Annotated in this window: 25 protein-coding genes; 15 read left to right on the forward strand and 10 right to left on the reverse strand. The window is 71.3% G+C overall.

What is annotated here, in order from left to right:
* The 6 genes from BJ964_RS14310 to BJ964_RS14335 are packed head-to-tail and all read left to right on the forward strand — an operon-like array spanning position 1 to position 6,150.
* Positions 1 to 1,191 (forward strand): APC family permease, encoded by a 1,191-nt coding sequence (locus tag BJ964_RS14310; RefSeq protein WP_188121128.1) that lies wholly within the window; start codon positions 1 to 3, stop codon positions 1,189 to 1,191.
* Positions 1,188 to 1,535, forward strand: a complete 348-nt coding sequence (locus tag BJ964_RS14315; protein WP_188121129.1) for a cupin domain-containing protein — start codon at positions 1,188 to 1,190, stop codon at positions 1,533 to 1,535. Before BJ964_RS14310 ends, BJ964_RS14315 begins: the two co-directional genes overlap by 4 nt.
* Positions 1,532 to 3,013, forward strand: a complete 1,482-nt coding sequence (locus tag BJ964_RS14320; protein WP_188121130.1) for a class I tRNA ligase family protein — start codon at positions 1,532 to 1,534, stop codon at positions 3,011 to 3,013. Before BJ964_RS14315 ends, BJ964_RS14320 begins: the two co-directional genes overlap by 4 nt.
* On the forward strand, positions 3,010 to 3,816 hold the full coding sequence (locus BJ964_RS14325; RefSeq protein ID WP_188121131.1) for a type 1 periplasmic-binding domain-containing protein: 807 nt from the start codon (positions 3,010 to 3,012) through the stop codon (positions 3,814 to 3,816). The genes BJ964_RS14320 and BJ964_RS14325 overlap by 4 nt, the downstream gene beginning before the upstream one ends.
* Positions 3,813 to 4,898, forward strand: a complete 1,086-nt coding sequence (locus tag BJ964_RS14330) for an NAD(P)/FAD-dependent oxidoreductase (protein ID WP_188121132.1) — start codon at positions 3,813 to 3,815, stop codon at positions 4,896 to 4,898. Before BJ964_RS14325 ends, BJ964_RS14330 begins: the two co-directional genes overlap by 4 nt.
* Positions 4,891 to 6,150 carry a lysine N(6)-hydroxylase/L-ornithine N(5)-oxygenase family protein gene (locus BJ964_RS14335; protein ID WP_188121133.1) on the forward strand — a complete coding sequence of 420 codons (1,260 nt, stop codon included), beginning with the start codon at positions 4,891 to 4,893 and terminating at the stop codon, positions 6,148 to 6,150. The genes BJ964_RS14330 and BJ964_RS14335 overlap by 8 nt, the downstream gene beginning before the upstream one ends.
* A 32-nt stretch (positions 6,151 to 6,182) precedes the next feature.
* On the opposite strand, the gene BJ964_RS14340 is transcribed toward BJ964_RS14335, so the two are convergent.
* The 4 genes from BJ964_RS14340 to BJ964_RS14355 form a co-directional block, all read right to left on the reverse strand.
* Complete coding sequence (locus BJ964_RS14340; protein WP_188121134.1) at positions 6,183 to 6,953, reverse strand: NPP1 family protein; 771 nt, start codon at positions 6,951 to 6,953, stop codon at positions 6,183 to 6,185.
* A 110-nt stretch (positions 6,954 to 7,063) separates the two neighbouring features.
* On the reverse strand, positions 7,064 to 7,423 hold the full coding sequence (locus BJ964_RS14345; RefSeq protein WP_188121135.1) for a hypothetical protein: 360 nt from the start codon (positions 7,421 to 7,423) through the stop codon (positions 7,064 to 7,066).
* Positions 7,424 to 7,524: 101 nt separating this feature from the next.
* Positions 7,525 to 8,538 (reverse strand): trypsin-like serine peptidase, encoded by a 1,014-nt coding sequence (locus tag BJ964_RS14350; protein ID WP_188121136.1) that lies wholly within the window; start codon positions 8,536 to 8,538, stop codon positions 7,525 to 7,527.
* Between the two features lie 227 nt (positions 8,539 to 8,765).
* Positions 8,766 to 9,149, reverse strand: a complete 384-nt coding sequence (locus tag BJ964_RS14355) for a ribosomal maturation YjgA family protein (RefSeq protein WP_188121137.1) — start codon at positions 9,147 to 9,149, stop codon at positions 8,766 to 8,768.
* 81 nt (positions 9,150 to 9,230) lie between these two features.
* On the opposite strand from BJ964_RS14355, the gene BJ964_RS14360 reads away from it, so the two are divergent.
* From BJ964_RS14360 to BJ964_RS14370, 3 genes are read left to right on the forward strand one after another with little or no spacing between them, the layout of a single operon-like run.
* Positions 9,231 to 9,467 carry a hypothetical protein gene (locus BJ964_RS14360; protein WP_188121138.1) on the forward strand — a complete coding sequence of 79 codons (237 nt, stop codon included), beginning with the start codon at positions 9,231 to 9,233 and terminating at the stop codon, positions 9,465 to 9,467.
* On the forward strand, positions 9,451 to 10,518 hold the full coding sequence (locus BJ964_RS14365) for a LacI family DNA-binding transcriptional regulator (RefSeq protein ID WP_188121139.1): 1,068 nt from the start codon (positions 9,451 to 9,453) through the stop codon (positions 10,516 to 10,518). The genes BJ964_RS14360 and BJ964_RS14365 overlap by 17 nt, the downstream gene beginning before the upstream one ends.
* Before the next feature lie 60 nt (positions 10,519 to 10,578).
* Positions 10,579 to 12,420: an RICIN domain-containing protein gene (locus BJ964_RS14370; protein WP_188121140.1), complete on the forward strand. Its 1,842-nt coding sequence runs from the start codon at positions 10,579 to 10,581 to the stop codon at positions 12,418 to 12,420.
* 314 nt (positions 12,421 to 12,734) lie between these two features.
* Here the strand turns inward: BJ964_RS14370 and BJ964_RS14375 are convergent, their stop codons facing one another.
* Positions 12,735 to 13,727 (reverse strand): hypothetical protein, encoded by a 993-nt coding sequence (locus BJ964_RS14375; protein WP_188121141.1) that lies wholly within the window; start codon positions 13,725 to 13,727, stop codon positions 12,735 to 12,737.
* Between the two features lie 61 nt (positions 13,728 to 13,788).
* Between BJ964_RS14375 and BJ964_RS14380 the strand changes: the two genes are divergently transcribed.
* Both BJ964_RS14380 and BJ964_RS14385 read left to right on the forward strand, forming a co-directional pair.
* Positions 13,789 to 14,313 carry an acyl-CoA thioesterase gene (locus BJ964_RS14380; protein ID WP_188121142.1) on the forward strand — a complete coding sequence of 175 codons (525 nt, stop codon included), beginning with the start codon at positions 13,789 to 13,791 and terminating at the stop codon, positions 14,311 to 14,313.
* A gap of 20 nt (positions 14,314 to 14,333) precedes the next feature.
* Positions 14,334 to 16,292, forward strand: coding sequence for an acetoacetate--CoA ligase (locus BJ964_RS14385; protein ID WP_188121143.1), 1,959 nt, complete (start codon positions 14,334 to 14,336; stop codon positions 16,290 to 16,292).
* Here the strand turns inward: BJ964_RS14385 and BJ964_RS14390 are convergent.
* The gene (locus tag BJ964_RS14390) at positions 16,273 to 16,998 is read right to left on the reverse strand and encodes a TIGR03089 family protein (RefSeq protein WP_188121144.1); all 726 of its coding nucleotides are present in this window, start codon (positions 16,996 to 16,998) and stop codon (positions 16,273 to 16,275) included. The genes BJ964_RS14385 and BJ964_RS14390 overlap by 20 nt on opposite strands.
* 177 nt (positions 16,999 to 17,175) lie before the next feature.
* On the opposite strand from BJ964_RS14390, the gene BJ964_RS14395 reads away from it, so the two are divergent.
* Complete coding sequence (locus BJ964_RS14395; protein ID WP_188121145.1) at positions 17,176 to 18,321, forward strand: glycosyltransferase family 4 protein; 1,146 nt, start codon at positions 17,176 to 17,178, stop codon at positions 18,319 to 18,321.
* A gap of 40 nt (positions 18,322 to 18,361) precedes the next feature.
* Positions 18,362 to 19,459, forward strand: coding sequence for a mannose-1-phosphate guanylyltransferase (locus tag BJ964_RS14400; RefSeq protein WP_188126942.1), 1,098 nt, complete (start codon positions 18,362 to 18,364; stop codon positions 19,457 to 19,459).
* Between the two features lies 1 nt (position 19,460).
* Here the strand turns inward: BJ964_RS14400 and BJ964_RS14405 are convergent, their stop codons facing one another.
* The 4 genes from BJ964_RS14405 to cofD are packed head-to-tail and all read right to left on the reverse strand — an operon-like array spanning position 19,461 to position 22,604.
* Positions 19,461 to 20,018 (reverse strand): DUF4232 domain-containing protein, encoded by a 558-nt coding sequence (locus BJ964_RS14405; RefSeq protein WP_188121146.1) that lies wholly within the window; start codon positions 20,016 to 20,018, stop codon positions 19,461 to 19,463.
* A gap of 23 nt (positions 20,019 to 20,041) precedes the next feature.
* Positions 20,042 to 20,599 carry an NUDIX hydrolase gene (locus tag BJ964_RS14410; protein ID WP_188121147.1) on the reverse strand — a complete coding sequence of 186 codons (558 nt, stop codon included), beginning with the start codon at positions 20,597 to 20,599 and terminating at the stop codon, positions 20,042 to 20,044.
* Entirely contained in the window at positions 20,596 to 21,651 is a 1,056-nt protein-coding gene (locus BJ964_RS14415; protein WP_188121148.1) for a coenzyme F420-0:L-glutamate ligase, read from the reverse strand. Before BJ964_RS14415 ends, BJ964_RS14410 begins: the two co-directional genes overlap by 4 nt.
* Positions 21,648 to 22,604 (reverse strand): 2-phospho-L-lactate transferase, encoded by a 957-nt coding sequence (cofD, locus tag BJ964_RS14420; protein WP_188121149.1) that lies wholly within the window; start codon positions 22,602 to 22,604, stop codon positions 21,648 to 21,650. The genes BJ964_RS14415 and cofD overlap by 4 nt, the downstream gene beginning before the upstream one ends.
* A 90-nt stretch (positions 22,605 to 22,694) precedes the next feature.
* Here cofD and BJ964_RS14425 point away from each other — a divergent pair, with 90 nt between their 5' ends.
* A complete protein-coding gene (locus BJ964_RS14425) occupies positions 22,695 to 23,576 on the forward strand; it encodes a hypothetical protein (protein WP_188121150.1) in 882 nt (293 codons plus the stop codon).
* 90 nt (positions 23,577 to 23,666) lie between these two features.
* Positions 23,667 to 26,171 carry a bifunctional FO biosynthesis protein CofGH gene (locus BJ964_RS14430; protein WP_229806642.1) on the forward strand — a complete coding sequence of 835 codons (2,505 nt, stop codon included), beginning with the start codon at positions 23,667 to 23,669 and terminating at the stop codon, positions 26,169 to 26,171.
* Positions 26,172 to 26,242 lie beyond the last annotated feature (71 nt).

Genomic DNA, 26,242 nt, shown 5'->3' on the forward strand with positions numbered 1-26,242 from the left:
ATGGCTCAGAACGCTCTGGCCGAGCGGCAGTGGTCGGTCGGTCAACTGACACAGATGTACGTTTCCAGCGTCCTCGGCGCGGGAATCCTGGTGGTGCCGGGAATCTCCGTCCAGGAGGCCGGCTGGGCCGCCCCGCTCGTGTGGGTCGTGCTCGCCGGGATCTGCGTCTGTATCGCCCAGATGTTCGCCCGCATCTCGATGGAGTTCCCCCGGGTCTCCGGCATCACCGACGTCATCGGCTCCGGCATGGGCTCCGCGAACGCCGCCATCGCGCAGGGTCTGCTGTTGGTGGTCTACGCGGTCGGGAACCCGGCCATGGCCATCGCCACCGCCCACTACCTGGAGGCGCTGACGGACCGGCTGCCCCCGGTGCCGGTCACCGCCATGGCGCTGATGCTGCTGTCCCTGGCACTGGCCGGGCTCAGTGACCGGGCCATCGCCCGGATCCAGGACGTCAGCATCAAGATCGCGCTGGTCGCCCTGGGGGTCAGCATCGTCCTCGCCGTGCCCGGCATGGACCTGGCCAACCTCGGCCGGCAGGGCTCCACGTCGGTGGCCGGTGTGCTGACCGCCGCGGGCGTCGCCTTCTACGCCTACCTGGGCTGGGAGAACGTCTCCCTGCTGGGCGGCTCGGTGCGGGACCCGCGGCACACCTTCCCCCGGGCGATCCGGCGCGCCGTACCGCTGGTCGCCCTGACCTACCTGGCCGCCACCGTCGCCTACGCGGCCCTGCCGCCCGGCGGGCCCACCGCGCTGGTGCCCGCCCTGACCGCCGGTCTGCCGGCGCCTCTGCGCCTGGTCCTGCTGGCCTCGTCCGCCGTCGCGATCATCGCGGCGACCAACGCGTGGGTGCTCGGCGCCACCCGGCTGTACGTGCACGCCGTCCGGGGCCGGACCTCCGAGTCGCGCGCCAAGATCGTGCTGGCTTGCGCGTACGCCGGCACGCTGGCCCTCTTCGGCGCCGGGATCGTCACCCACTCCGACCTCCTCGCCTGGACATCGGCGCTGTTCATGTCCGTCTACGCGCTGTGCAGCGCCGCCCTCGCGCGGTTGCAGCGGAGGTGGAGCGTCCAGGCCGTCGTCGTCCTGCTCAGCAGCCTGGTGATCCTCGGATCGCGGGGCATCGCGGGACTGCTCTTCGTCTGTGTCCTCGTCGTGGTGGTCCTGGCCACCGGAAAGGTACGGAAATGACCGCCCTGCGCCATATGGCCACGCTGTCCGAGGAATCGGCGGACGGCGAGTTCGGAACCCGGTGCCAGCGGGTCTTCCCCCTGAACCTCATCGACGACGAGACGCTCGGCGCGATGGGCTGCTGGCTGGAGCCCGGCCGGCAGACCGAGCCGGACCAGCACGACCAGCGCGAGATGGTGTTCGTCACCGGCGGCCGCGGGACCCTCGTCTCGGGCGCCGAGTCCACCCCGCTGCGCGCCGGCGACGTCGTCTTCATCGAGAAGAACCACGAGCACGTCGTGCACTGCACCGACGAGCCGCTCACCTGGTTCTCCGTCTACTGGCCCCTGAAGGAGACCCGATGACCACCTGGATCACGGCGACGCCCCCGACGCCGAACGGACACCTGCACGTGGGTCACATCTCCGGGCCGTACCTGGCCGGCGACGTGATGGCCCGGGCGCTGGCCGCGGACGGGCAGGACACCTGGTACTCCACCGGCCTCGACGACAACCAGACGTACGTGCCGCGCCGTTCCTGGGGGGAGGGCGGCACGCCCGAGGAGACGGCGGAGCGGTACACCCGCTCGATCGTCGACACCTGGGCCGCGGCCGGCGTGCGGTTCGACGCGATCGTGCGACCGCACGGGATCGAGTACGAGTCCCGCGTACGAAATCTGTTCTCGCTGTTGATCGAAAGCGGTCACGTGGTGGCCCAGGAGCGGCCGCTGCCGTTCTGCGAGCCCTGCGACCTCTGGCTGTACGAGGCCTACCTGGGCGGGAAGTGCCCCCACTGCGGGGCCGGCACCAACGGCAACGCCTGTGAGGACTGTTGCCGGCCCAACGTCTGCGCCGACGTCGCCGACCCGTTCTGCATCCGCTGCGGCTCGACCCCGGAGGTACGGCAGACCAAGCTGCACGTGCTGCCGCTGGAACCGCTGCGGGACCGGCTCGTGGAGTTCTGGGCGTCCTGCGACATGCCCGAGCGGCTGCGCGCCGTCTGCCGGGCGATGGCGGCCGAGCGCCTGCCCGACATCCTCGTCTCGCACCCGTCGGACTGGGGCATCCCCACCGCGGAGGATCCGGCGCTGCGCACCTACGTGTGGCTGGAGATGGCCGAGGGGTACGCCGCCGAGGCGCCGCCCGCCGGACACGACCGGCTCGTGCAGTTCTTCGGCATCGACAACGGCTACTTCCACGCGGTCCTCTTCCCGGCCGTGAACCTGGCGCTGGGCCGGGCGGAACTGCTGCCGGAGAAGTTCGTCGTCAACGAGTTCTTCCAGCTGAACGGCTCCAAGTTCTCCACCAGCCGGCGGCACGCCATCTGGGCGTCCGAGCTGCTCCCGGTCGTCGGGGCGGACCTGCTGCGCCTGCACTGCCTGCTCCGGCGGCCGGCGACCAGCCGGACCGACTTCACCCTGGACGACCTCAGCCGTACCGAAAAGGTGCTGGACGCCTGGGACGCCACCTTCCGCGGGGTGTTCGCCCTGGACGGTGCCGCGACCACCGTGGACGAGGCCGCTCTCCCGGCCGACCTGCGGCGCAGCGGACGTGCCGTACGGGCGCAGCTGGACCTGGCCCGCGCGTTCTGCCGGCCGGACGACTTCGACCCGCCGGCCGCGGTCGAGCAGCTGATGTCCGCCGCCCGGGTGATCGGGTCGGCGCTCGACGAGGTGCGCGCCATGGGACCCGAGGGGGCCGCCGCGGCCGCCGCCCTGCGGGCCTGGACCGCCGAGTTCGCCGAGGCCGCCGCCCCGGTCGTGCCGGACGGCAGCGCGTACCTCCGGCAGGCGTGCTCCGGGACCGGGCGCCCGGCCAGGTACTTCGGGCTGGGCGTGGGATGAGCACCGCAGGCCGTCTCGCGGTCGTCGCGCCCCGCACCGGCCCGCGGGCCCGCTGGGGAAGGCTCTTTCCCCCGGCGCTGCTGGAGCATCCGGCGGTGGAGGTCTTCGACGACGCCGCGGATCCCGAGCGCTCTGTCGCCATCGCCCGGCGCATCGCCGGATCGGCCGGCTACTCGGCCGTGGTGGGGCACTTCTCCAGCGAGGCGGCCGGTGGCGCGCTGACCGCCTACCGGTGGGCCGGCATCCCGGTGGCCTTCCCGCTCTCCTCGGCGCCGGAGATCACCCGCGAACACCTGGACCCGGACCCGGGGGTGATCGCCCCTATGCCGGACAACCTGGCGCAGGCCGCCGTGCTGTTCCGGGCGTACCGGCCCGCGGAGGCGTGGGCCGGGCCCTCGGCCGACGGGCTCGCCGGCGCGTGGGAGCTCCTGGGCGGCCGGGTCCGGCCCAGCGTGCGGGAGATCCTCCAGCAGCCCGGCGCCGGCACGCTGGTGGTCCTGGGCACCCTGACCGACGCGGAGGAGGCGATGCGGGCCGTCGCCGAGGACGGCCGGGAGGTACACGTGGCACTCACCGACGACAGCTGGGTGGGCTCACCGGACTGGGACGAGCTGCCGCCGGGCGAACGGCCGCGGGTCGTCACCTCCCGGCCCGACCCGGCGGTCCTCGTCGACCGCTGCGCCCGGCACATGCTCGAGGCCGTCGAGCGTGACCTCACCGGCCCGGAGCTGGTCACCCTGTGGGCGGAGCGGTACGGCGTACCGGTCTGGGAACAGCCGCGCCCGGTGGAGGTGCTCCGGTGACGACCGTGGACTGTGCCGTCATCGGCGACGGCGTCGTCGGCCGTTTCACCGCGCTGGCGCTCGCCGCCCGGGGACTGCTGGTGAGTCTCAGCGGCGAGGACGCCGGCTCGTCGGCCTCGGCCCTCAGCGGGGGACTGGTCCGCGCCTACTCCGCCGATCCGTTCCTGACCCGGCTCGCGGCACGCAGCCTGACCTCGGTGTGGCTGAACTGCCCGGCCTACCGGCGGACCGGTTCGGTGCACGTGGTGCCGCGGGCCGGGCTGGACCGGGCGGTGCTGTCCGAGATGGCGGCCGCCGGGGTGCCGTACCGGGTGATCGGCGGACCGGCCCGGCACCCGGTCCGGCTGGAGCGGGGCGACTGCGCCGTCGTCGAGCCGTACGGCGGTTTCGTCCATGCCGGCGAGGCGCTGCGCTGGCTCGCGGACCGGTGCCGGGACGACGCCGCGATCACCCGGACCGGCCCGGTCCGCCAGGTGATCACCCACGGCGACGGCTTCTCGCTGGTCGGCACGGGCCCGGCGGTACGGGCCCGCCAGGTGATCGTGACCGCCGGACCGGGCACCGCCGCGCTCCTGCCGCCCGGATCGGCCCCCGAGGTGGAGCGACGGCGGATCGTCTACTCCTTCGTCCGCCTCGGCGACTCCGGCGCGGTGCCGCACACGCTCGTGGACACCGTCCCCGACACCTGGATGCGCCCCGCGCCCGAGCAGGGCCCCGGCGTCCTCCTGGTCGGCCGGGCCGACCCGATGCCCTGGAACCGGCCCGGCCGGCGGGACGTCACCGACCGGCGGACCGGACTGCGGGCGGCGGAGGCCCTGGCCCGGCGGATACCGGCCCTGTCCAAGGCCGAGTACCTGAGCAGCGTCGTCGCGTCCGACATGTACGCGACACCGGGACACCACGGCGACGTGCCGGCGCCGACGGCCACCGACGGCCTCTGGTACGTGACCGGCCTCTCCGGGGGTGGTTTCAAGATCGCGCCCGCGCTGGGCGAGCGGATCGCCGACCGGATGACGGCGAGCGACAACGACGTCGCGCAGACCCTGTACAGCAACGACGTCGAGGGTGGGGACCATGTTTGATCGCGATCTTGTCGGTGTGGGCCTCGGCCCGGCGAACCTGGGTCTGGCCATCGCACTGGAGGAGGCCGGGACTCCGGCCCGGGCGCAGTTCCTCGACCGCCGTCCCGGGTTCGACTGGCATCCGGAGATGCTGCTGCCCTCCTCCGTCATGCAGATCAGCTACCTCAAGGACCTCGCCACCCAGCGGGACCCGCGCAGCGCCTACACCTTCGTGAACTACCTGCACGAGCGCGGCCGGATGAGCGACTTCATCAACCGCAAGTCGTTCTTCCCCAGCCGTCTCGAGTTCACCGACTACCTGCGGTGGGCCGTGGAGCGGCTCCAGGTCCCGGTGTGCTGGGGTGCCGAGGTGGTCTCCGTCGACCTGGACGAGCGCACCGGCGGCTGCGCCGTGTCCTGGGACCTGGACGGCGCCCGGCACACCACCACGACCCGGTACGTCGCGATCGGCGCCGGCTCGACACCCCGGATGCCGGACTGGGCCGCGGCGTTGCCGGGTGTCCTCCACAACACCGGGCTCATCGGCGGCCTGCGGTCCGCGGGCCTCGGCAGAGGAGCCCGGGTGGCCGTCGCCGGGCAGGGGCAGAGCGCTGCCGAGGCGGTACGGCACGTCCTCGACACCTACCCCGGCGCGTCGGTCGACTGCTACCTGTCCGGGTACGGGATGACGCCCGCCGACTCCAGCCCGTTCGCGAACCGGGTCTTCGATCCCGCCGCCGTGGACGACTTCTACTTCGCCGACGCCAACGTCCGCGCCGAGCTGCTCGACCGGCACCGGGCCACCAACTACAGCTGCGTCGACCCGGAGCTGCTCACCTGGCTCTACGACTTCGAGTACCAGGAGAAGGTGGCCGGCGGGGACCGGCTGCGCTTCCACCGGGCGGCCCGCATCACCAGCGCTCGCGCGTCCGGTGGCCGGATCACGCTGGACGTCCTGCGCCGGATGACCGGGACGACCGCGCGGGAGACGTACGACGCGGTCGTCTGCGCCACCGGGTTCACCTCGCCGCTGCCCCGGAAGCTGCTCGGCGGCTCCTTCGGCGACACCTCCGACGTCTGGCTGGCCCGCGACTACCGCCTGCACCGGGCGGACGGGTCGGCGCTGCCGGTCTTCGTGCTGGGCTCCACCGAGTCCGGGCACGGACTGGGCTCGGGGCTGCTCTCGAACATCGCCGTCCGTGGTGGCGAGATCGCCGGCCAGGTCATCGCGTCGGCGCGGGCTCCACGCCGCGAACTCGCCGTCATCCGCTGACGGAATGGGCCGGGCGCGCGCCCGGCCCATTCTCAGGCGGACGGGTCGAAGGTGATGCCGGCCGGCATCGCCTCGGTGATCAGGCTGACGAAGTTGGCGTCCTTCAGGCCGAAGTTCGCGCTGCCGAAGTCGTAGTTGCTCAGCGTGGTGCGGATGCTGGTGGACGGGAAGCCGTTCCAGCCGACGAGAGCCGGGTACTGCCAGGCGGCGTACCCGTTCTCGGGCGGCTCGTCGCCGGTGCCGGCCAGGCGGAAGGTGTGCGTGCTGGCGCCGTCCTTGTGGTAGACGATCTTCGGGTGGTTGCCGGTCCAGCGGACGCTGCTCGCGGCGGAGATGGTGAAGTCGCCGTGCGCCGAGGTGGCGACGTACTTCGCCACGTCGTTCTGCACCCAGACCACGACGTGCTCCCAGTCGTGGCGGTGGCCGCCGATCGAGCTGTTCGCGAGCGCCTGGTCCTTCTCGAAGTAGAGGCCGTACGCGACGGCGCACCACCCGTTGTTGCACTTGTAGCGCGAGTATCCGTTGGTGTTGTCCAGATCTGACGTGTCGTGGCAGTCGCCGCTGAGCGACCCGGCCGGTTTCAGGCCGCCGTTGACCGTGCCGGTCGGGCCGATCGCCGGGGTGGGGTAGCAGCCGTCGGTGTCGTAGTCGTACGCCGGCTGCCACTTGGTCTCGACCGCCTCGGCGTTGCCGGGCAGCTCGGTGGGAGGTGCGGCCAGCGCCGGTGCGGCGGTGGCGAGCAGTATCGCGAGGGCGGCACCGGCGACGACGGCGGTGCGCTGAGGGGCTCTGTCGGGGGCCATGAGCCAGGCTCCTTACCTGTCGGTAACAACCGCGCTCAGCCTCGCGCCCACCGCACCCGAAATCAATAGCCGATCTTCGATTTAACCTGGGCTTCCGCGTCCGAATCCGGTCAGGTCACGTTCAGTACGCCGGCGGAGAGGCTGCCCTGGACGGTGATCTCGCCACCCCACACGACGCCCTGAGCCGATTCGCGGTGCGGGATCAGGTCGACGGCCAGCCCTTGGACGACCAGCGCGGGGGTGCCGCACTGCGGGGGATAGGAGCCGGCGAGCCCGGTGCAGAGCTGTGTCACCTTGTCCCGCGTGATCAGGACGTAGCCCCGTACCCGCACCTGTCCGGCACCGACGTCGATCGCTTCCTGCACGGTGAGGACGTGGCCGTCTTCCGATTCCGTAGCCGGCGCCGCGCATCCGAACAAGACGGTCAGCGCCCCGATCGCGATCACGACATTGATTCGGGCAGTGCTCATGGGCCCTCCTGATTCGTCGTCGAAGGATGGGACGTCGTGGCGCATTGCTCGGTTCCGTACGAAGGGTGCCGGGCTGTTCGCCCGGTACCCTTCGACGTTTCTTACAGGTTGGCGATCGCGTTGTAGAAATCGCGGGCGTTGTTTCCGAAATAGGGTCCGTTCCACTTGTACCGGACACCACTGGAATTCCAGAAGACCCAACTGTTGACGGAGTCGAGCCAGCCGAAAGTGCCGTCGAAGTCATCCAGCCACGGGCCGCCGCTGGCGCCCTCGGTCATGCTGCAATTGATCCCGTTGTGTCCACCATCGTTGTAGGACTGTCCCGTGCAGTACTTCAGGATTTGTCCGTTGAACGGTGTCCTGGACGGGTAGCCGAACTGGAACTGGTACTGCGACAGGGGGTAGTTCCACTCGATTCCCTGCCCGCCGACGTAGTCGACGATCCTGGTGCCACCGGCATTGGTGGACATCACCGCCGCGCCGATGTCCTCGGCCCGGTTCGCGCCGTTGTGCCATGCCGGGCGGGTCCAGAGCTGGCGGGCCGTCCAGCTCCCGTACGGCGCGTTGCCGTTGTTGTAGCCGGGCACGAAGGTCCACGGCGCGCTGTTGTACCAGGTGCCCGAGCCGTTGGAGACGCAGTGTCCAGCGGTGAAGACGAGGTTCTTGCCGCCGCTGTTGACGGTGCTGCCGGAGCAGACGTAGTTGCCGCCGTCGGCCCCGACGAAGAAGACCTTGCCGGACGTCGCCCCGGGCGGCGAACTCGTCGAGCTCCACGTGGCGGCGCTGGCGCCCGGGTCGGCGAGCTGTTGGGCCGGTCCCTGCTCGCGCATCGAACCGGCCGCGCCGTCGACTTTGCCGGCGCGCCCTTGCGGCACTGCCCGCTGGGACAGCTTCGCGTTGGTGGCCGTGTCCAGTTCGGGCACCGGCACGGGTTTCGCGTTGAGCATGCGCTCGGTGGTCCAGTAGCTTGCCGCGGTGCGGACAGAGGCGCTGACGCTCACGCCGATAGCCGCATCCGCCGCCGGGCCGGCCTGGGCGGGTGCCGACAGGGCTGCTCCGGCAAGTGCTCCGGTGAGTGGAATCGCAATGAATAGTGATCGAAGGCGCCGTAGCATCTTTCCCCTTTCACGGGAATCGGTCCGGATGCAGTGATGGACTGCATCGCTGCCGGGTGCACGGCGATGATCAATTGTTCTAGGTCTATGCCCCAAGCAGCAGTGCGACTATAGGGCGAACATTAAGAACCTTCGATGACTCTCTGGAATGCTTCTAATTGAGTCAAGGCGCGGATCGAGGCCAATGGCTTGATCATTTCGCAAGCCTTAACAACATGTTCTCGATTTCATGTGCGCTTACGGATCATCAGATGCAGGGCCACCAGCGGGACAATGCCGATCGGGTACCAGATCAGGTCGATCGGGTCGAAAGCCGCGCCGAGCACCAGCCGGGCCAGGAGGCTCTCCTCGGAGAGGGCCGCCGGAACGCCGGTGAGCTGGAAGAGCTCGGCGCCCCAGCACCAGCCCAGAGCGATCCCGCCGGCCACGAACGGGGACAGGCGAGGCGCGAGGAAGAGCACGCCGGCGTATGTCATCGAGGCGTAGAGGGCGGTGCCGGACGACTGCTCGGCCCAGCCGCCCAGGGGTGCCACCGCCCGGATCGCCAGCGCGAGGGCCAGGAACCCGAGCGCGGCGCCGAGCATCGCCAGCCGGAAGCGCGTGATCGACATGGCCGCGATGGTAGGGCTTACGGGCCGTATCGGGGATCATCCCGATGCGGCCCGGAGTTCGGCGTTCCTACCGTCGAAGGCATGAAGTTGCTGCTCAAGATGCTCGGTGTGATCGCCGCGACGTTGCTCGTCGCGCAGGCGGTGGCCACGCCGTTCCTCATCGACCTGTCCGATCCGGCCACCTACAGCGGTCAATGGGGCGGGCCCAGCCTGTTCGGCGTGCTCGCCCTGCGCGTCGGCGCGGGCGTGCTGGCCGGGATGTATCTCTACGGAACGGTGGCGCGGTCGTATCCTCGCCGCCATGAAACAGGGCGATGAAACAAGAGCGACCGTACGCGACGTGGCCGCCCGCACCGGCCTGTCCATCGCCACCGTCTCGCGGGTGCTGAACGGGCGGGCCAACGTCGCCCCGGCCACCCGGGAACGGGTGCTCGCGACCATCGCCGAACTGGGCCGTGGCGCTCCCCGCCGGCGCGGGGAGCGGGCCACCGGGATCTATGTCCGCTGCCCGTACGTGCTCACCGACTACTTCGGGCTGATCGTCTCCGCGGTGGCCGAGGCCCTGGAGCCGCACGGTCTCCAGGTGATCCTGAACGCGGGTGTGGCGGCCCAGCGCGACCACGTGCTCACCGCTCTGACCGGCCGGCGTGACGTGGCCGGCGCCGTGCTCATCCTGCCGCCCGAGCCGGGCGCCGAACTGGCCCGGCTCCGCGATCGCGGCTTCCCCTTCGTGGTGCTCGATCCGCGTACCCCGCCGCCCCGGCAACTCGCCGCGGTCTCCGCCGCGCACTTCTCCGGCGCCCGGCAACTCGCCGCCCACCTGGTCGGGCTCGGGCACCGGCGGATCGGGATCATCGGCGGGCCCCGCGACTGGCTGGCCGGCGAGAACCGGTTCGCAGGCTATCTCTCTCCGCTGGCCGACGCCGGTGTGCTGCCCGCGCCGGAGCTGACCCGGTTCGTCGCCGAGCCCACCACCGAGCTGGGCCACCATGCCGCCGCCGAATTGCTGGACCTGCCGGAACGCCCGACGGCGCTGCTCGCCTTCAACGACAAGATGGCGATCGGGGCGCTGCGGGCGGCCGCCGAGCGCGGGTTGCGGGTGCCGGCGGATCTGTCGGTGGCCGGGTTCGACGACATCGAGCTGGGGCAGGCGTGCCGGCCGATGCTGACCACGGTCCGGCAGCCGCTGGAGGAGATGGGGCGGATGGCCGTACATCTGCTGTTGCGGATGCTGGGTGGGCACCGTCTGGACGCGCTGCACGTGGAGCTGGCCACCGAACTCGTGATCCGCGACTCCACCGGGCCCGTTCCTGACGTGTTTCACGGTTCCGGAACCGGCGTACCCCGATCCGGAACGTCATCTCATTGACCCTTCCGAATTAATAGAGGTTTCCTTCCTGTTACCTTCCCCCACGGAACAGGAGTCCTCATGCGCGTGCGAAGTGCGCTGCTCATCGCGGCTCTCGGCGTGACGATGAGCGCAACCCCCGCCCACGCGGCCGGCGAGACGGTGAACGTCTACCTCACCACCACCTCGGACAGCGCCGGCCGCGTCGTCACCCGCGGCCTCCAGCAGCAGGCCGCCATCGCGTTCGGCCCGGCCGGCGGCAGCGCGAACCAGACCATCACGATCGACGAGGGCACCACCTACCAGACCTTCGAGGGCGGCGGCGCGTCGATCACCGACACCACCGCCTACCTGCTGCGCGGCGGCCCGATCAGTGCGGCCACCCGGGACGCCGTGATGACGAAGCTGTTCAGCCCGACCCAGGGCATCGGGCTCTCCTTCGTCCGTAACCCGATCGGCGCCTCCGACCTGTCCCGGCCCGGCAACGTCTCGCTCGACGACACCTGCTGCGACCTCAACGACTTCGGGTCGAACGGGTACGACACGAACGTCCGGCTGCTGACGCAGCAGGCCAGGCAGCTGAACCCGGCGCTGCGGGTGAAGGGCGTCCCGTGGAGCGCGCCCGGCTGGATGAAGGACAACGGCCGGATGGACCAGATGGGCTGGCTCAAGTGGGAGTACTACCCCACGTACGCCCAGTACCTGGTCAAGTACATCCAGAGCTACCAGGCGGCCGGAGTGCCGATCAACTACATCTCGGTGCAGAACGAGCCGAACTGCTGCCAGGCCGCGAACCCGACGGCGATGAACTACCCGGGCATGAGCTGGAACCCGTCCGGCCTGGCGGAGTTCACCAAGAACCACGTCTACCCGGCGTTCCGGGCGGCCGGCATCACCACGAAGGTGCTGATCCACGACTGGAACTACGGCGACTACGCGAACTTCGGGGCGGCCATCCTCGCCGACACGGGCGTACGCGATGATCCGCTCTTCGGCGGCATCGCCTGGCACGGCTACTTCGGCGACCCGGCGGTCGGCACCCAGGTCCACGACCAGTACCCGGCCGTGAAGCAGTTCAGCACCGAGCACTCCGGCGGCACCTGGATCACCAACCAGCACAACGAGGACCTGGCCGACATCGTCAACTACGCCCGGAACTACAGCAGCAGCCTGGTCAAGTGGAGCCTCGCGCTGAACCAGGACATGGGCCCGCACAACGGCGGCTGCGGCACCTGCACCGGGCTGATCACCGTGCAGGAGGGCGGCTCGCGGGCCGGTCAGGTCGACTACACCGTCGAGTACTACACGACCGGGCACCTCACCAAGTTCGTCAAGCCGGGCGCGGTCCGGATCGCCTCGAACAACACCGCCGTGCAGAACGTGGCGTGGCGCAACCCGGACGGCGGCAAGGCCCTGATCGCGCACAACAGCGGCACGAGCAGCCAGTCGGTGCGGGTGAACTGGGGCGGGCAGTCGTTCGTGTACACGCTGCCGGCCCGTACCACCGCGACCTTCACCTGGGCCGGAACCGCGACCCAGACGCCCGGCGGGACCATCACCGGGCTCGACGGCAAGTGCGTCGACGTGGCCGGCGCCGCCACCGCCAACGGCACCGCGATCCAGCTCTACGGATGCAACGGCACCGCGGCCCAGCAGTGGTCCCGTCCGGGTGACGGCACGCTCCGGTCGCTCGGCAAGTGCCTGGACATCAGCGGACCGAGCAACGCCGACGGCACCGTCGCCCACCTCTGGGACTGCCACACCGGCACCTCGCAGAAGTGGACGCTGGACAGCTCGCAACGGCTGGTCAACACGTACTCCGGCAAGTGCCTCGACGCCACCGGCAACACCTCCGCCGACGGCACGCGACTCCAGATCTGGACCTGCACCACCGGCGCCAACCAGAGGTTCGTTCTCAACTGACACCGGTCTGCCGGAGGCGGGCCAGGAGCTCGCCTTCGGCGGCGTCCGACACCGGGTCGGACCAGAACCCGGCGGGCGCCTACGTCGTCGTCTGGCTGCTGTGCGGCGCTGGCCGCCCTCTTCGCCAGGCGCGCCGAAACAGCCTAAAAACCCTATTTGGTACGCGCTACCTCGTCGACGCCGAATTCGGATCGTCCCGCCCGTTCGACGCGGGCTCGCTGCCCGCTCCGGCCTGTGCCGCGCCCGCCGGGCTGAGATCGGTGGCCGGGCGGGCGGTGACGCCTGCACGGACCGGCGCTACGGCCTCTCGTCGCTCAGGATTCGATCTCCGGCGGCTGCCGTTGGGCCGGGATCAGCGCGGTGGGCTCGGTGGGCAGCCGCAGCGGCTCGGTCACATCGCCGGGCGGCGTCACCAGGCCGTGTGGGCGGGTCGGTTCGTCGCCGTTCGGCTGGCTCTTCGCGGCGTCGACCGCGAGGCCGTGTGGGCGGGTCGGTTCGTCGCCGTTCGGCTGGCTCTTCGCGGCGTCGACCGCGAGGCCGTGTGGGCGGGTCGGTTCGTCGCCGTTCGCTTCGCTCTTCGCGGCGCCGACCGCGAGGCCGTGCGGAAGGGTCACGTCGCCGGCCTCGGCCGCCGGCTTCTCGGACGGCGTGGCGAGGACGGTGGTCGGCTCGGCCTCCGGCAAGCGGATCGCGACGGTCGGCTCCGAGGTGGTGACCGGGGCGGCGGGAGCGGAGGCGGGGACCGCCGGCATGGTGACGGTGCGGTCGGCGGCGGTCACGACCTCGGTGCGGTCGGCCGGTGTGCCGACCCGGATCACCGTGGTCTCGGCGATGGAGACCGGGATGCCGGCCACCTTCGCGGCGCCCCGGAAGCGGCCGATCTCGCCGATGATCGGCAGGACGGGCGGCTCGTAGCGGGCCCAGCGGCGGGCGCTCAGCGCGGTCCCGAGCAGCGGCACGGCGAGGAGGGCGGCCAGACCGTAGCCGGGGCGGCTCAGGTCGAAGCCCTCCTTGGAGACCTCCGGCGCCCACAGTGCCGCGTAGGCCGCCGGGGACTGCCACGCCCAGATCGTCACGCCCAGGTAGGCGGCGCCGGCCAGGACCGGGCCGGCCGGGGAGACCGGGGCGAACGCCAGGATGGCGTAGAGGATGCCGGCGAAGATCAGCAGCAGCAGACCGGAGATCGACTCGGCCGCGAAGAATTCGCGCCCTCGGCTGCTCAGGTCGTGTGTGAAACCGACGCCGGACAGCACCCAGATGCTGGGGGCCAGCACGAGCGCATAGAAGATCGACCTGAGGTGGCGCATGATCCGGCACGGTACCCGGGCGCGGCAAGGAACCGCGAACGCCGCCGTTACCGTACCGGCCATGGAAGAACAGCTCTCCGGACGGCCGACGGCGCTCTCCCGGGTCACCCTGAGCCGGATCATGACCGCGGTCGACGTGAACCTCTACGGCACCGTGCACGGCGGCGTACTGATGAAGTTCGTGGACGACGTGGCGGGCGCGGCCGCGGCGCGGCACAGCGGGGGCACCGCGGTGACCGCGGCGATCGACGAGATCGTCTTCCTCGAGCCGGTCCGGGTGGGTGATCTCGTGCACGCGTACGCCCAGGTGAACTGGACCGGAACCTCCTCGATGGAGGTGGGCGTGAAACTGGCCGCGGAACGCTGGGACGCGGTCGGCGCGGTCCCGCTGCCGGTGGCGACGGCCTACCTGGTGTTCGTGGCGGTGGACGCGGCCGGGCACCCGCGTTCGGTGCCGCCGGTGCTGCCCGGCGAAGACGCCGACAAGCGCCGGTTCACCGAGGCGATGATCCGCCGGGACCACCGTCTGGCCCGCCGTGCGGCGATCCAGAAGGCCCGCGCCGAGCACCGGCCGGGAGTCGATTGATCCACCGTTAAGGTGTGGTGATGACGACAGGTGTGGTGACGGCCGGCACACTTCTCTGGGAGCCGCCGGCGGACATCCGGGAGACGTCCCGGATCGGGCGTTATCTGGAGTGGCTGGAGCGGGAGCGGGGCCTCTCGTTCGCCGACTACGCGGCACTGTGGGAGTGGTCCGTCACCGACCTGACCGCCTTCTGGGGCTCCATCTGGGAGTACTTCGAGGTGGTGGCGCACGAGCCGGCGACCGCGGTGCTGGACGGCACGGCCATGCCGGGTGCCCGCTGGTTTCCCGGCGCCACGCTCAACTACACCGAGAACGTGCTGCGGATGCCGGGGCGGGACGAGGACGAACCGGTCGTCATCGCGTACTCCCAGAGCCGTGAGCCGGTCACCCTGACCGGCCGGAAGCTGCGCGAGGAGGTGCGGAGGGTCCGGGCCGGGCTGAAGGCCCGTGGGGTCGGCAAGGGTGACCGGGTCGCGGCCTATGCCCCGAACATCCCGGAGACCTACGTGCTGATGCTGGCGACCGCCAGCCTGGGCGCGGTCTTCTCGTCCTGCGCGCCGGAGTTCGGCGCCCGCAGCGTGATCGACCGCTGGAGCCAGATCGAGCCGAAGGTGCTGGTCGCGACGGACGGCTACCGGTACGGCGACAAGGACGTCGACCGCCGCCCGGAGATCGCCGCGATCCGGGCGGCGATCCCGTCGATCGAGCACGTCATCACCATCGGATACCTGCGCGACGGTGGTGACTGGGGTGATCTCGGCGGCGACGATCCGCTGGAGTTCGAGCCGGTGCCGTTCGACCACCCGCTCTACGTGCTCTACAGCTCCGGCACCACCGGGTTGCCCAAGCCGATCGTGCACGGTCACGGCGGCATCCTCCTGGAGCACCTGAAGATCCTGGCGCTGCACCACGACCTGGGCCCGTCCGACCGGTTCTTCTGGTTCACCACCACCGGCTGGATGATGTGGAACTACCTGGCCAGCGGTCCGGCCGTGGGCGCGGCGATCGTGCTCTTCGACGGCAATCCGGGCTGGCCCTCGCTGGACGCCCTGTGGGATCTGATCGACACCGCCGGGATCACGTATTTCGGCACTTCGGCACCGTTCCTGATGGCCTGCCGCAAAGCCGGGATCACCCCGGGCAAGCGGCTCAAGGGGCTCGGCTCCACCGGGGCGCCGCTGCCGCCGGAGGGCTGGGGCTGGGTCTACGAGGCGGTCAGCGGCGAGGTGCAGCTGACCTCGCTGTCCGGCGGCACCGACGTGTGCACCGGTTTCGTCGGCGGGGCGCCGCTGCTGCCGGTTCGGGCCGGTGTGATCACCTGCCGCAGCCTCGGCGCCCGGGTGGAGGCGTTCGACCCGGAGGGCAAGCCGGTCATCGGCGGGCTGGGCGAGCTGGTGATCACCGCGCCGATGCCGAGCATGCCGGTCGGGTTCTGGAACGACCCGGACGGCTCCCGCTACCGGGAGGCGTACTTCGACGTGTTCCCGGGCGTCTGGCGGCACGGTGACTGGATCACCATCGACCCGGACGGCAGCTGCGTGATCACCGGCCGGTCGGACGCCACCCTCAACCGGGGTGGCGTGCGCCTGGGCACCGCCGAGTTCTACTCGGTGGTGGAGGCCCTGCCGGAGATCGCCGACTCGCTGGTCGTGCACCTGGACAAGCCCGGCGACCCGAACGGCGAGCTGCTGCTCTTCGTCGTGCTCACCGAGGGGCTGGAACTGGACGACGCCCTGCGCGGGCGGATCGCGCGGGAGCTGCGCGGGGCGCTGTCGCCCCGGCACGTGCCCGACGCCGCCTACCAGGTGCGTGCCCTGCCGCGCACCCTCTCCGGGAAGAAGCTGGAGGTGCCGGTGAAGCGGATCCTCACCGGCACCCCCGTGGAGTCGGCGGCGGCCAAGGGCGCCCTGGCCAACCCCGACTCGCTGAACGCCTTCGCCGACCTGGCCCGGGAGCGGGTCAGGCCAGCGTCACAGTGACCTTCTCGGTGGCGGCCCGCGCCCCGGCCTTCGACACGTCCAGGTTGGCGCAGAGGACGACCGAGGCGTCGGCCACCAGCGGGGCCAGCAGCCAGTCGACCGGGTCGGGGTAGAGCGTGACGTCGATCAGCACCCGGTCGCCGGACGTGATGCCGAGTTCGGCGGCCCGGTCGGCGGCCATGCCGATCACCTCGTGGTGGCTCAGCTCGACCGGGCCGGCCAGGGCCCGGTCGGCCGGGTCGACCGGCGCGCCGCGGAAGTGGTCGCCGTGGTTACGGACCTCGGTGACGTAGTCGGCGTACCCGGCCGGCGGGGTGCGCAGCGGCATGGCCAGCGGCAGCAGGCCGGTGGCCCAGCGGTCGAGCGAGGTCCAGCTCGCGGCCCGGTCCACCAGGTCCGGGGTGGTGAAGAGCGCCTCCACCGGTTGCGGGTCGCCGCCCAGGTCGGCGGCCAGGCCGGCGGCCGACACGCCGAGCAGCAGCGCCGCGGTCTGCCAGTGCGGCGGCAGGAGCAGGGCCACCGCGTCGCCGTGACCCAGGCCGACCCCGTCGACCAGCAGGTTCGCGGTCTTCGACACCCAGTTGTCCAGGGTCGCCCCGGACAGCTCGGTGCGGTCGCCGGTGGCGTCGTCATACCAGGTCAGCAGCGGCGCGGCCGGATCGCGCCGGACCGCCTCCGTGAACGCCTGCGGGATCGTCGTTTTCATCACCACACACCTTACGACCCGGACTCGCGCAGGCCGGTTACGGTCCGTGATGCCGCGGATTGACTACGGCGATCGGCGGTGTCGTGGACACGTTCGCGGCGCGTTCCAGGCGTACCCTCGAATCGTCGGTAGTTCCATCGCCGCATCGGTACGTCAGAGACGCCAAGGAGATGCCTCGTGACCCCCGGTCGCCCCCCGCGAGTGCTCGTCGACGCCACCAGTGTCCCCGCGGACCGGGGCGGTGTCGGCAGATATGTCGACGGTCTGCTCGGAGCGCTCGGGCAGCTCGGTTCCGACCGAGTGGACCTTGCCGTCGTGGCACAGCGTTCCGATGCGGAGCGTTACCGCCGGATGCTGCCCTCCGCCGAGGTGATCCCCGGCCCGGCCGCGATCGTGCACCGGCCGGCCCGTCTCGCCTGGGAGCAGACCGGTCTGCCGCTGCTCGCCCAGCAGGTCGGCGCGCAGGTCCTGCACTCGCCGTTCTACACCTGCCCGCTGCGCACCGGCTGCCCGGTGACCGTGACGGTGCACGACGCGACGTTCTTCACCGAGCCGGAGCACTACGACAACACCAAGCGGACCTTCTTCCGCAGCGCGATCAAGACGTCGCTGCGCCGGGCCGCCCGGGTGATCGTGCCGAGCAAGGCCACCCGGGACGAGCTGATCCGCTTGCTGGACGCGGACCCGACCCGGATCGACGTGGCGTACCACGGGGTGGACCAGGCGGCCTTCCACGCGCCGACCGAGGACGAGAAGGCGCGGGTCCGGGCCCGCCTCGGCTTGGGCGACTCGGGCTATGTGGCGTTCCTCGGCGCCAAGGAGCCGCGGAAGAACGTGCCGAACCTGATCCGTGGCTGGGCCCGGGCGGTCGCCGACTGGCCCCACCCGCCGGCCCTGGTGATCGCCGGCGGTCAGGGGCACGACGACGACATCGACCGCGCGGTGGCCGAGGTCCCGGCGCACCTGCGGCTGCTGCGACCAGGCTATCTGCGGTACGCGGACCTGCCCGGCTTCCTCGGCGGCGCCCTGGTTGCCTGCTACCCCTCGTTCGGGGAGGGGTTCGGCCTGCCGATCCTGGAGGCGATGGCCTGCGGCACCCCGGTGCTCACCACGCCCCGGTTGTCACTTCCGGAGGTCGGCGGTGACGCTGTCGCCTACACGACCGAAACACCGGAGCGGATCGCCGAGGACCTCGCTGACCTGCTGCACGACGAGCAGCGCCGCCGGACGTTGGCGAAGGCGGGCTCCGACCGTGCGAAAGAGTTCACCTGGATGTCAAGTGCGGAGGTACACGTAACAACGTGGAATCGGGTTGCCGCTTGATCATCTACTAAACTCTCCGCGCATGAGCGACGAACAGGCTGTGTTGTACGGAGTGGTTCTTGCTGGCGGAACCGGAACCCGTCTCTGGCCACTGTCCCGCGCCGGTCATCCCAAGTTTCTGCACCCTCTGACCGGTACGGAGGCGTCCCTTCTCCAGGCGACGGTGGACCGGTTGGACATTCTCACCTCCCCCGATCGGGTCTTCGTGGTGACCGGTGTGGCGCACGCGGCGGCCGTCTCCCGGCAGCTTTCCGCCATGCCCGAGGACAACGTTCTGGTGGAGCCGTCCCCGCGGGACTCGTGTGCCGCGATCGCCCTGGCCGCCGCGGTCATCGCCCGCCGCGACCCGGAAGCGATCATGGGCTCCTTCGCGTCCGATCACCTGATCGCCGACAAGGAGGCGTTCTCCGACGTGATCCGGTCGGCGATGGCCGGCGCGCGGGAGGGGCTGCTGATGACCCTCGGGATCACGCCGACCCGCCCCGAGACGGGCTACGGCTACCTCCAGTGCGGCGGCTCGGTCGGCGACGGCCCGCTGCTCAAGGTGGAGGAGTTCAAGGAGAAGCCGACGTACGAGGTGGCCGAGGGCTACGTGAAGTCCGGCAACTACCTGTGGAACGCCGGCATGTTCGTCTGGCGGGTCGAGTCCTTCCTGGCCGAGCTGCACCGGCAGCAGCCGCAGCTGGCCGCGGGCATCAGCCGGATCGCGCAGGCGTGGGGCACCGCCGAGCAGGAAGAGGTGATGGGCGACGTCTGGCCGACGCTGCCCAAGATCTCGGTGGACTACGCGGTGATGGAGGGCGCGGCCGCGGCCGGCCGGGTCGGCACCGTGCCCGGCGACTTCGGGTGGAACGACGTCGGTGACTTCCACACCCTCGGTGAGGTGCTCACCGCGGACCAGGCCGGCAACGTGGTGGTCGGGCACGACGCCGCCGAGCGGCACCCCGTGCTGCTGCGCGAGACCGAGGGCCTGGTCGTGGTCCCGTCGTCGGGCCGTCTCGTGGCCGCCATGGGGGTCCGGGACCTGGTCATCGTGGACACGCCGGACGCCGTCCTGGTGTGCCCGCGGGAACGGGCGCAGGAGGTCAAGCAGCTCGTCGACCAGCTCAAGGAGCTGGGCCAGCACGGCTACATCTAGTTCACCAGTCGAGGGCCCGGTCGCTGAACTGCTGTAGCGAGCCGATCCGGAGCTCGTTCATGGTGATGCCGTTGCGCCGCGAGGTGGGGAAGTCGGCAAGGACGGCCGCCGGGCCGTCCTTGCTCTGGCCCATGTCGTAGCGCAACGTGCCGCCGGCCTGGCAGTCCTCCTCGGTGCGGGCGCACGAGGTCCACCGGAGGCCGGCGTAGGCGGCCTGATGGGGCCGGACCACGAACTCCTGGGCCGGCGCCGGCTCGTCCAGCTTCGTCGTGGGGACCGGCAGGACCCGGCGGCCGGCGGTCGCCAGGGTGACCGTCAGCCAGCCGTCCACGGTGCAGTCCTGGCCCGCGACGTTGATCAGGGTGACCAGGGCGGCGCGTTCCGGGCCGGCGCCGGTGGCCGTCCGGAGGGTGACCGTGGCCTCCAGATCGCTGGTCAGGCAGGCGGGAGCCGGAGCCTCGGCGGCGGCCGGGGTGGGTACCGTGCCGGGCTCGGCGCATGCGGTCAGCGCCAGGATGGTGGCCAGGGCGGGGATGACCGGCCTCGAGGGGTTACGCATGTCTCCAACTCAGCGGCGCGCTTTCACGTCAGGCGGGCCAACGCGGGGGCGATCTGCTGGATCGTGCCGTCGGCCAGAGGTGACGGTAGAGCGTCGGGGCGGAACCACGCTAGGTCTGACGACTCGTCACTTATCCGTTCGACCGCGCCGGCCGGGGCCCGCAGCAGGAATCGAACGTCGTAGTGGACCGACGGGGTGGCCGGTGCGCCCTCCTGGGAGCCGCAGCGGACCTCGTGGATGTCGATGTCGATCGGCACCGGGTCCAGGACCAGACCGGGGATGCCGGACTCCTCTCCCGCCTCCCGGAGCGCCGCGGCGGCCAGCGTCCCGTCGCCCTCCTCGCAGTGGCCGCCCAGCTGCATCCAGAGGCCGAGACGGCCGTGCAGGCAGAGCAGCACACGCCGGGAGTCGTCGACGATCAGGGCGCTGGCGGTGACGTGGCCGGCCCGGTGGGCGCGGGTCATCGCGCCGGGGCCGTCGGCGAGCAGGTCGAGGGTGCGCTTGCGGTTCGCCTCGGCGGCATCGGAGGTGGCGTTCCAGGTGGACAGCACGTCGACGGCGTTCTCGTAGAGGTCGGTCATGCGGATGCTCCGTAGTACAGGGTGACGCCCTCGTCGTCGGTCAGGGCGGTGGTGTGGACGCCCTCGGCGGCCAGAGCGGCCCGGAGCCGGTGGGCTTCGGCGCCGGTGCGGATCAGGGCAGCGGGACTGTCGCGGGCCGGGGTCAGGCGGATGCCGTTGTCGAGGCGGAGATTCGACACGAGGAGATCGCCGAGCGTACGCAGTGCGCGGGTCACGGCGGCCGGGTCGGCGGCCGGAGGACCGGCCGGAGGCGGATCCATCAGGCTGCGGCCGCCGGTGTGCGGGAGCTCCGGGAGCGCCGCGGCGGCACGGAGGCCCTCGGCGCGCGCCTCGGCCGTACCCGATCCGAACATGTCCTCGGCGGAGTCCCGGACCAGGACCTTGGCGCCGGGCCCGTCGTCCGCCGTCAGGCGGCCGTAACCACGAACCACCGCGACCGGCACCCGGTCGCATTTGCCCTTGACCAGCTCGGCGGCCGCGGACAGCTCGTCGATCACCGCCATCTGGGTGAGGCTCAACTCGTTGCCGTAGGGGTCGAACTGCCCGCGGTGGTCGAGCAGCGCGTCGATGCCCGCGGCGCCGAGGGCCACGTCGGTGAGCCCGTTGCGCCAGGCGCGGCCCATCGTGTCGGAGACGACCACGGCAACGTCCAGGCCGCGTTCGCGTAGGTCGGCGCGCAGCCGGCGGGCCGAGGCGTCCGGGTCCTCGGGCAGCAGCACCAGATGGGTCTTGTCGACGTTCGACGCGTCGATGCCGGCGGCGGCCATCACGAAACCGTGGTGGGTCTGCACGATGGTGGTGTTGCCCCGGCGGGCCACCAACCGGGCGGTCTCGCCGGCCAGCACCCGCTGCCGGGCCTCCTCGCGCTCCGGCCCGTCGGCCGGGACCTCGACCAGGCGGCCCTCCGCCTTCGACACGATCTTGCTGGTCACCACGAGGACGTCACCGTCGGCGAGCCACGGCGCCGCCCCGGTGATCAGCTCGGCGAGGTCGTCGCCCGCGGTCACGTCCCCGATGCCGCGGACCGGGAGGATCTCCAGGCCGTCGTTCACGCCACGCCGCCGAGTTCCAGGGCGTCCTCCACCATCCGGGCGGTGGCCACCTCGTCGCGCATCCACAGCGGCACGGCACGGGTGCGGACCCCCGGCACCTCGGCGCCGGCGTCCGACTCGTCGACCAGCCAGCCGTCCAGCAGACCGCCTTCGGCGCGCGGACCGTACATCCGGCCGACCGCGTCGGCGCTCACCTCGACCTCCAGGGTGGCCAGGCACTTGTCGGCCATGCCCCGGACCGGCGCGCCACCGATGATCGGCGACACCCCGACGACCGGCGCCGGGCCGTTCGCCACGGCGTCCTTCAGATGGGGTACGGCGAGGATCGGCGCGATGCTGACCACCGGATTGCTGGGCGCGATCAGCACCACGTCCGCGGCCGCGATCGCGTCGAGCACCCCGGCGGCCGGTTTCGCCGTCTCGGCGCCCCGGAAGACGAACCGGTGCGTCGGCACCTCACCGCGGTAGCGCACCCACCACTCCTGGAAGTGGATCGCCTTCCGCTCGCCGTCGACGTCCACGACCACGTGCGTCTCCAGCCGGTCGTCCGAGGCCGGCAGCATGGTGATGCCCGGCTGCCAGCGCTCGCACAGCGCCGCGGTGACCGCGGAGAGCGGGTACCCGGCGTTCAGCATGGTGGTGCGCACCAGGTGGGTGGCGGTGTCCTTGTCGCCGAGGCCGAACCAGGACGGCTCCACCCCGTACTTCGCCAGCTCCTCCTTGACCACCCAGGACTCGCCGACCCGGCCCCAGCCGCGCTCCGGGTCGGCGGCGCCGCCCAGCGTGTACATGACGCTGTCCAGGTCGGGACAGATCTGGAGGCCGTGCATGCGCACGTCGTCGCCGACGTTGACGACCGCCGTGACGTCGGCGCCGATGGCGCGGGCGTGCGCGCGCACGCCAAGGAGGAAACGGGCACCGCCGATGCCCCCGGTCAGGACCACGATCCGCATTCCCTCATCCTCCCGCACACGCGTCATCCCATCGGGTGGCGGGTATCGGTTTACTCTGAGCCGACCTCGATCCACGTACCGGGAGCAATCGTGACCACACCTCCGCAGCCGGGACCGGCCGGCGAGAAGCCCATCGGGCAGTTCCTCCGCCCCGTGCGTGACCTGGCGGCGTACGCCCTGGTCGGCGCCCCTGCAGTGTTCCTGTTCGTGGCGTTCCTGGGGATGTTCGGCGACGACTTCATCGCCAAGACCCGGTACAGCTTCAGCAACTTCGTGAACCTGGAGACGGTGTTCTTCCCGCTCGCGGCGGTGCTCCTCGCGACCGCTGTCCGGCCGGCCCACCCGCAGGCCCGGCTGATCACCATCATCGCGGGCATCGAGTACGTGGTGGCGGCCGTCTTCGGAGTGATCTTCGGAGTCCTCTTCGGGGTGAGCGGGCTCGCCGGCCTGGACGCCGGAACCGCCTTCACGGCGCTGCTCTACCGGGTCGCCTACCTCGGGCTGCTCGGCGTGGCGGCGTACGCGGTGCTGCGCCTCTGGCAGGGGCTCTACTACGTGCCGAAGCCCCAGCCGCAGCCCGGTGTCTACGGCCAGCCGTACGGTCAGCCCTACGGCGCCTACCCGCCCCCCGGAAGCGTCCCGCCGCCCGGGTACGGCCACGGCCAGTACCCGATGGGCCAGCCCACCCCGCCGCCTCCCGGCTGGGGGCAGCCGACTCCTCCGCCGCCTCCGGGCTGGGGGCAGCCGACCCCGCCGCCGCCTCCGGGCTGGGGTCAGCCCCCGGTGAGCGGCGCCCCCACGCCGCCGCCTCCGGTGACCCCGTTCGCCGAGCCGACCCAGGCGGTGCCGCCGCCCCCGGCCCCGTTCGCCGAGCCCACCCAGGCGGTGCCGCCGCCGGCCGACCACACTGAGGTGCTGCCGCAGGACCGTCCCGGTTTCGGCCCGGCCGACCAGGATCCGCCCAGGCAGTGACTTTGTTCCCGGTCCGGGGGTGTTTCACGACACGCCCCGGGCCGGGAGCAGCGGCGGCGGTCGAAAGGATTCGGGCCTAGGCTGCTGTGCGTGGTAGAGGTCAACGTGGAACCCGTACCGACACCGGCGAGCATCCGCCGCGCACTGCGCCGCGCCGCCGACGGCAAGGCGATCGACATCGATGAGGCGACCGCGCTGCTCGCGGCCACCGACGACCAGTTCGACGAGCTGCTGGCGATCGCCGGCGGCATCCGGGACGCCGGTCTGCGGGAGGCCGGGCGGCCGGGCGTCGTGACGTACTCGCGCAAGGTCTTCATCCCGCTGACCCGGCTCTGTCGCGACCGATGTCACTACTGCACCTTCGCCACCGTGCCGCACAAGCTCCCGGCCGCGTTCCTGGAGCGCGACGAGGTGCTGGAGATCGCCCGGCAGGGCGCCGCACAGGGCTGCAAGGAGGCGCTGTTCACCCTCGGCGACCGGCCCGAGGAGCGCTGGCCGGCGGCCCGGCAGTGGCTCGACGAGCGGGGTTACGACTCCACCCTCGACTACGTGCGCGCCTGCGCGATCGCCGTGCTGGAGGAGACCGGCCTGCTGCCGCACCTCAACCCCGGGGTGATGAGCTGGGCCGATCTGCAGCGGCTCAAGCCGGTGGCGCCGAGCATGGGCATGATGCTGGAGACCACCGCCACCCGGCTCTGGTCGGAGAAGGGCGGCCCGCACTTCGGCTCGCCGGACAAGGAGCCGGCGGTCCGGCTGCGGGTGCTCGACGACGCCGGCCGGGTCGGCGTGCCGTTCACCACCGGCATCCTGATCGGCATCGGCGAGACCGTCACCGAGCGGGTCGAGTCGCTTTTCGCGATCCGCCGCGCGGCCCGGGAGTTCGGGCACATCCAGGAGGTCATCGTCCAGAACTTCCGGGCGAAGCCGGACACGGCGATGCGCGGGATGCCGGACGCCGAGTTGCGCGAGCTGGCCGCCACGGTGGCGGTCGCCCGGATCATCATGGGCCCGCGTGCCCGGATCCAGGCCCCACCGAATCTGATCGACGACGAGTTCTCCCTGTTGCTGCGGGCCGGCATCGACGACTGGGGCGGGGTGTCCCCGGTGACACCGGACCACGTGAACCCCGAGCGCCCGTGGCCCCAGATCAACCTACTAGCCGAAATGTCCGAAAAATCGGGATTCGAGCTTCGGGAACGCCTCACGATCTACCCGGAGTACGTCCGCCGGGGTGACGAGGGCTGGCTGGACCCGCGGGTGAAAGCGCACGTCGCGGCGCTGGCCGAGGAGAGCGGCCTGGCGAAGGAGGGCGCGATCCCGGTCGGCTCGCCCTGGCAGGAGCCGGACGACGCCTTCGGGACCGGCCGCACCGACCTCCACAAGAGCATCGACACCGACGGCCGCACCGGCGACCGGCGCACCGACTTCGACGACGTCTACGGCGACTGGGACGAGGTCGCCGCGCACGTCAAGAGCGCGCCGGCGACCATGCCGACCGACGTGGTGGCGGCGCTCAGGCTGGCCGAGACCGACCCGGGCGCGCTCCTGCTGGAGCAGCACGAGGACAAGGCCATGGCGCTGTTCAACGCCGACGGCCCGGCCCTGGACGAGCTGGCCCGGATCGCCGACGGCCTGCGCCGTGAGGTCAACGGCGACGACATCACGTACGTCGTGAACCGCAACATCAACTTCTCGAACGTCTGCTACGTGGGCTGCCGGTTCTGTGCGTTCGCCCAGCGGGAGAAGGACGCGGACGCCTACCGGCTGTCGGTGGAGCAGGTCGCCGACCGGGCCGAGGAGGCGTGGCGGGACGGCGCCTCCGAGGTGTGCATGCAGGGCGGCATCGACCCGAAGATGCCGGTCACCGCGTACGCCGATCTGGTTCGCGCCGTCAAGCAGCGGGTCCCCGGCATGCATGTGCACGCGTACTCGCCCATGGAGATCGTCACCGCCTCGGCCAAGGCGGGCGTCTCGCTGCGGGAGTGGCTCACCGATCTGCGGGACGCGGGTCTCGGCACCATCCCCGGCACCGCCGCCGAGATCCTGGACGACGACGTGCGCTGGGTCCTCACCAAGGGCAAGCTGCCCACCGCGACCTGGGCCGAGGTGGTCACCACGGCGCACCAGGTGGGCATCCGCTCCAGTTCGACCATGATGTACGGCCACGTCGACCACCCGCGCCAGTGGCTCGGCCACTTCCGGGTGCTGGCCGGCATCCAGGACGTCACCGGTGGCTTCACCGAGTTCGTGGCGCTGCCGTTCGTGCACACGAACGCCCCGATCTACCTGGCCGGCATCGCCCGCCCCGGCCCGACCTGGCGGGAGAACCGGGTGGTGCACGCCATGGCCCGGGTGCTGCTGCACGGCCGGATCGACAACATCCAGTGCTCGTGGGTGAAACTCGGCGACGAGGGAACCCGGGTGATGCTCAACAGCGGCTGTAATGACCTTGGTGGAACTCTGATGGAGGAAACAATTTCACGAATGGCCGGTTCGGAACACGGCTCGGCCCGTACGGTCGCGGAGTTGAAAGAACTGGCCGCGTCGGCCGGTCGCCCGGCGATGGAACGGACCACGGTGTACGGCCGCAGGTGACAGTTTGATCCATTCGGCGGACCCGTCCTGGGGACCCCCCTGTCCACAGGTTACAAATCGGGTTAAATTGG

It is taken from the genome of Actinoplanes lobatus, assembly GCF_014205215.1.
GTDB lineage: Bacteria > Actinomycetota > Actinomycetes > Mycobacteriales > Micromonosporaceae > Actinoplanes > Actinoplanes lobatus.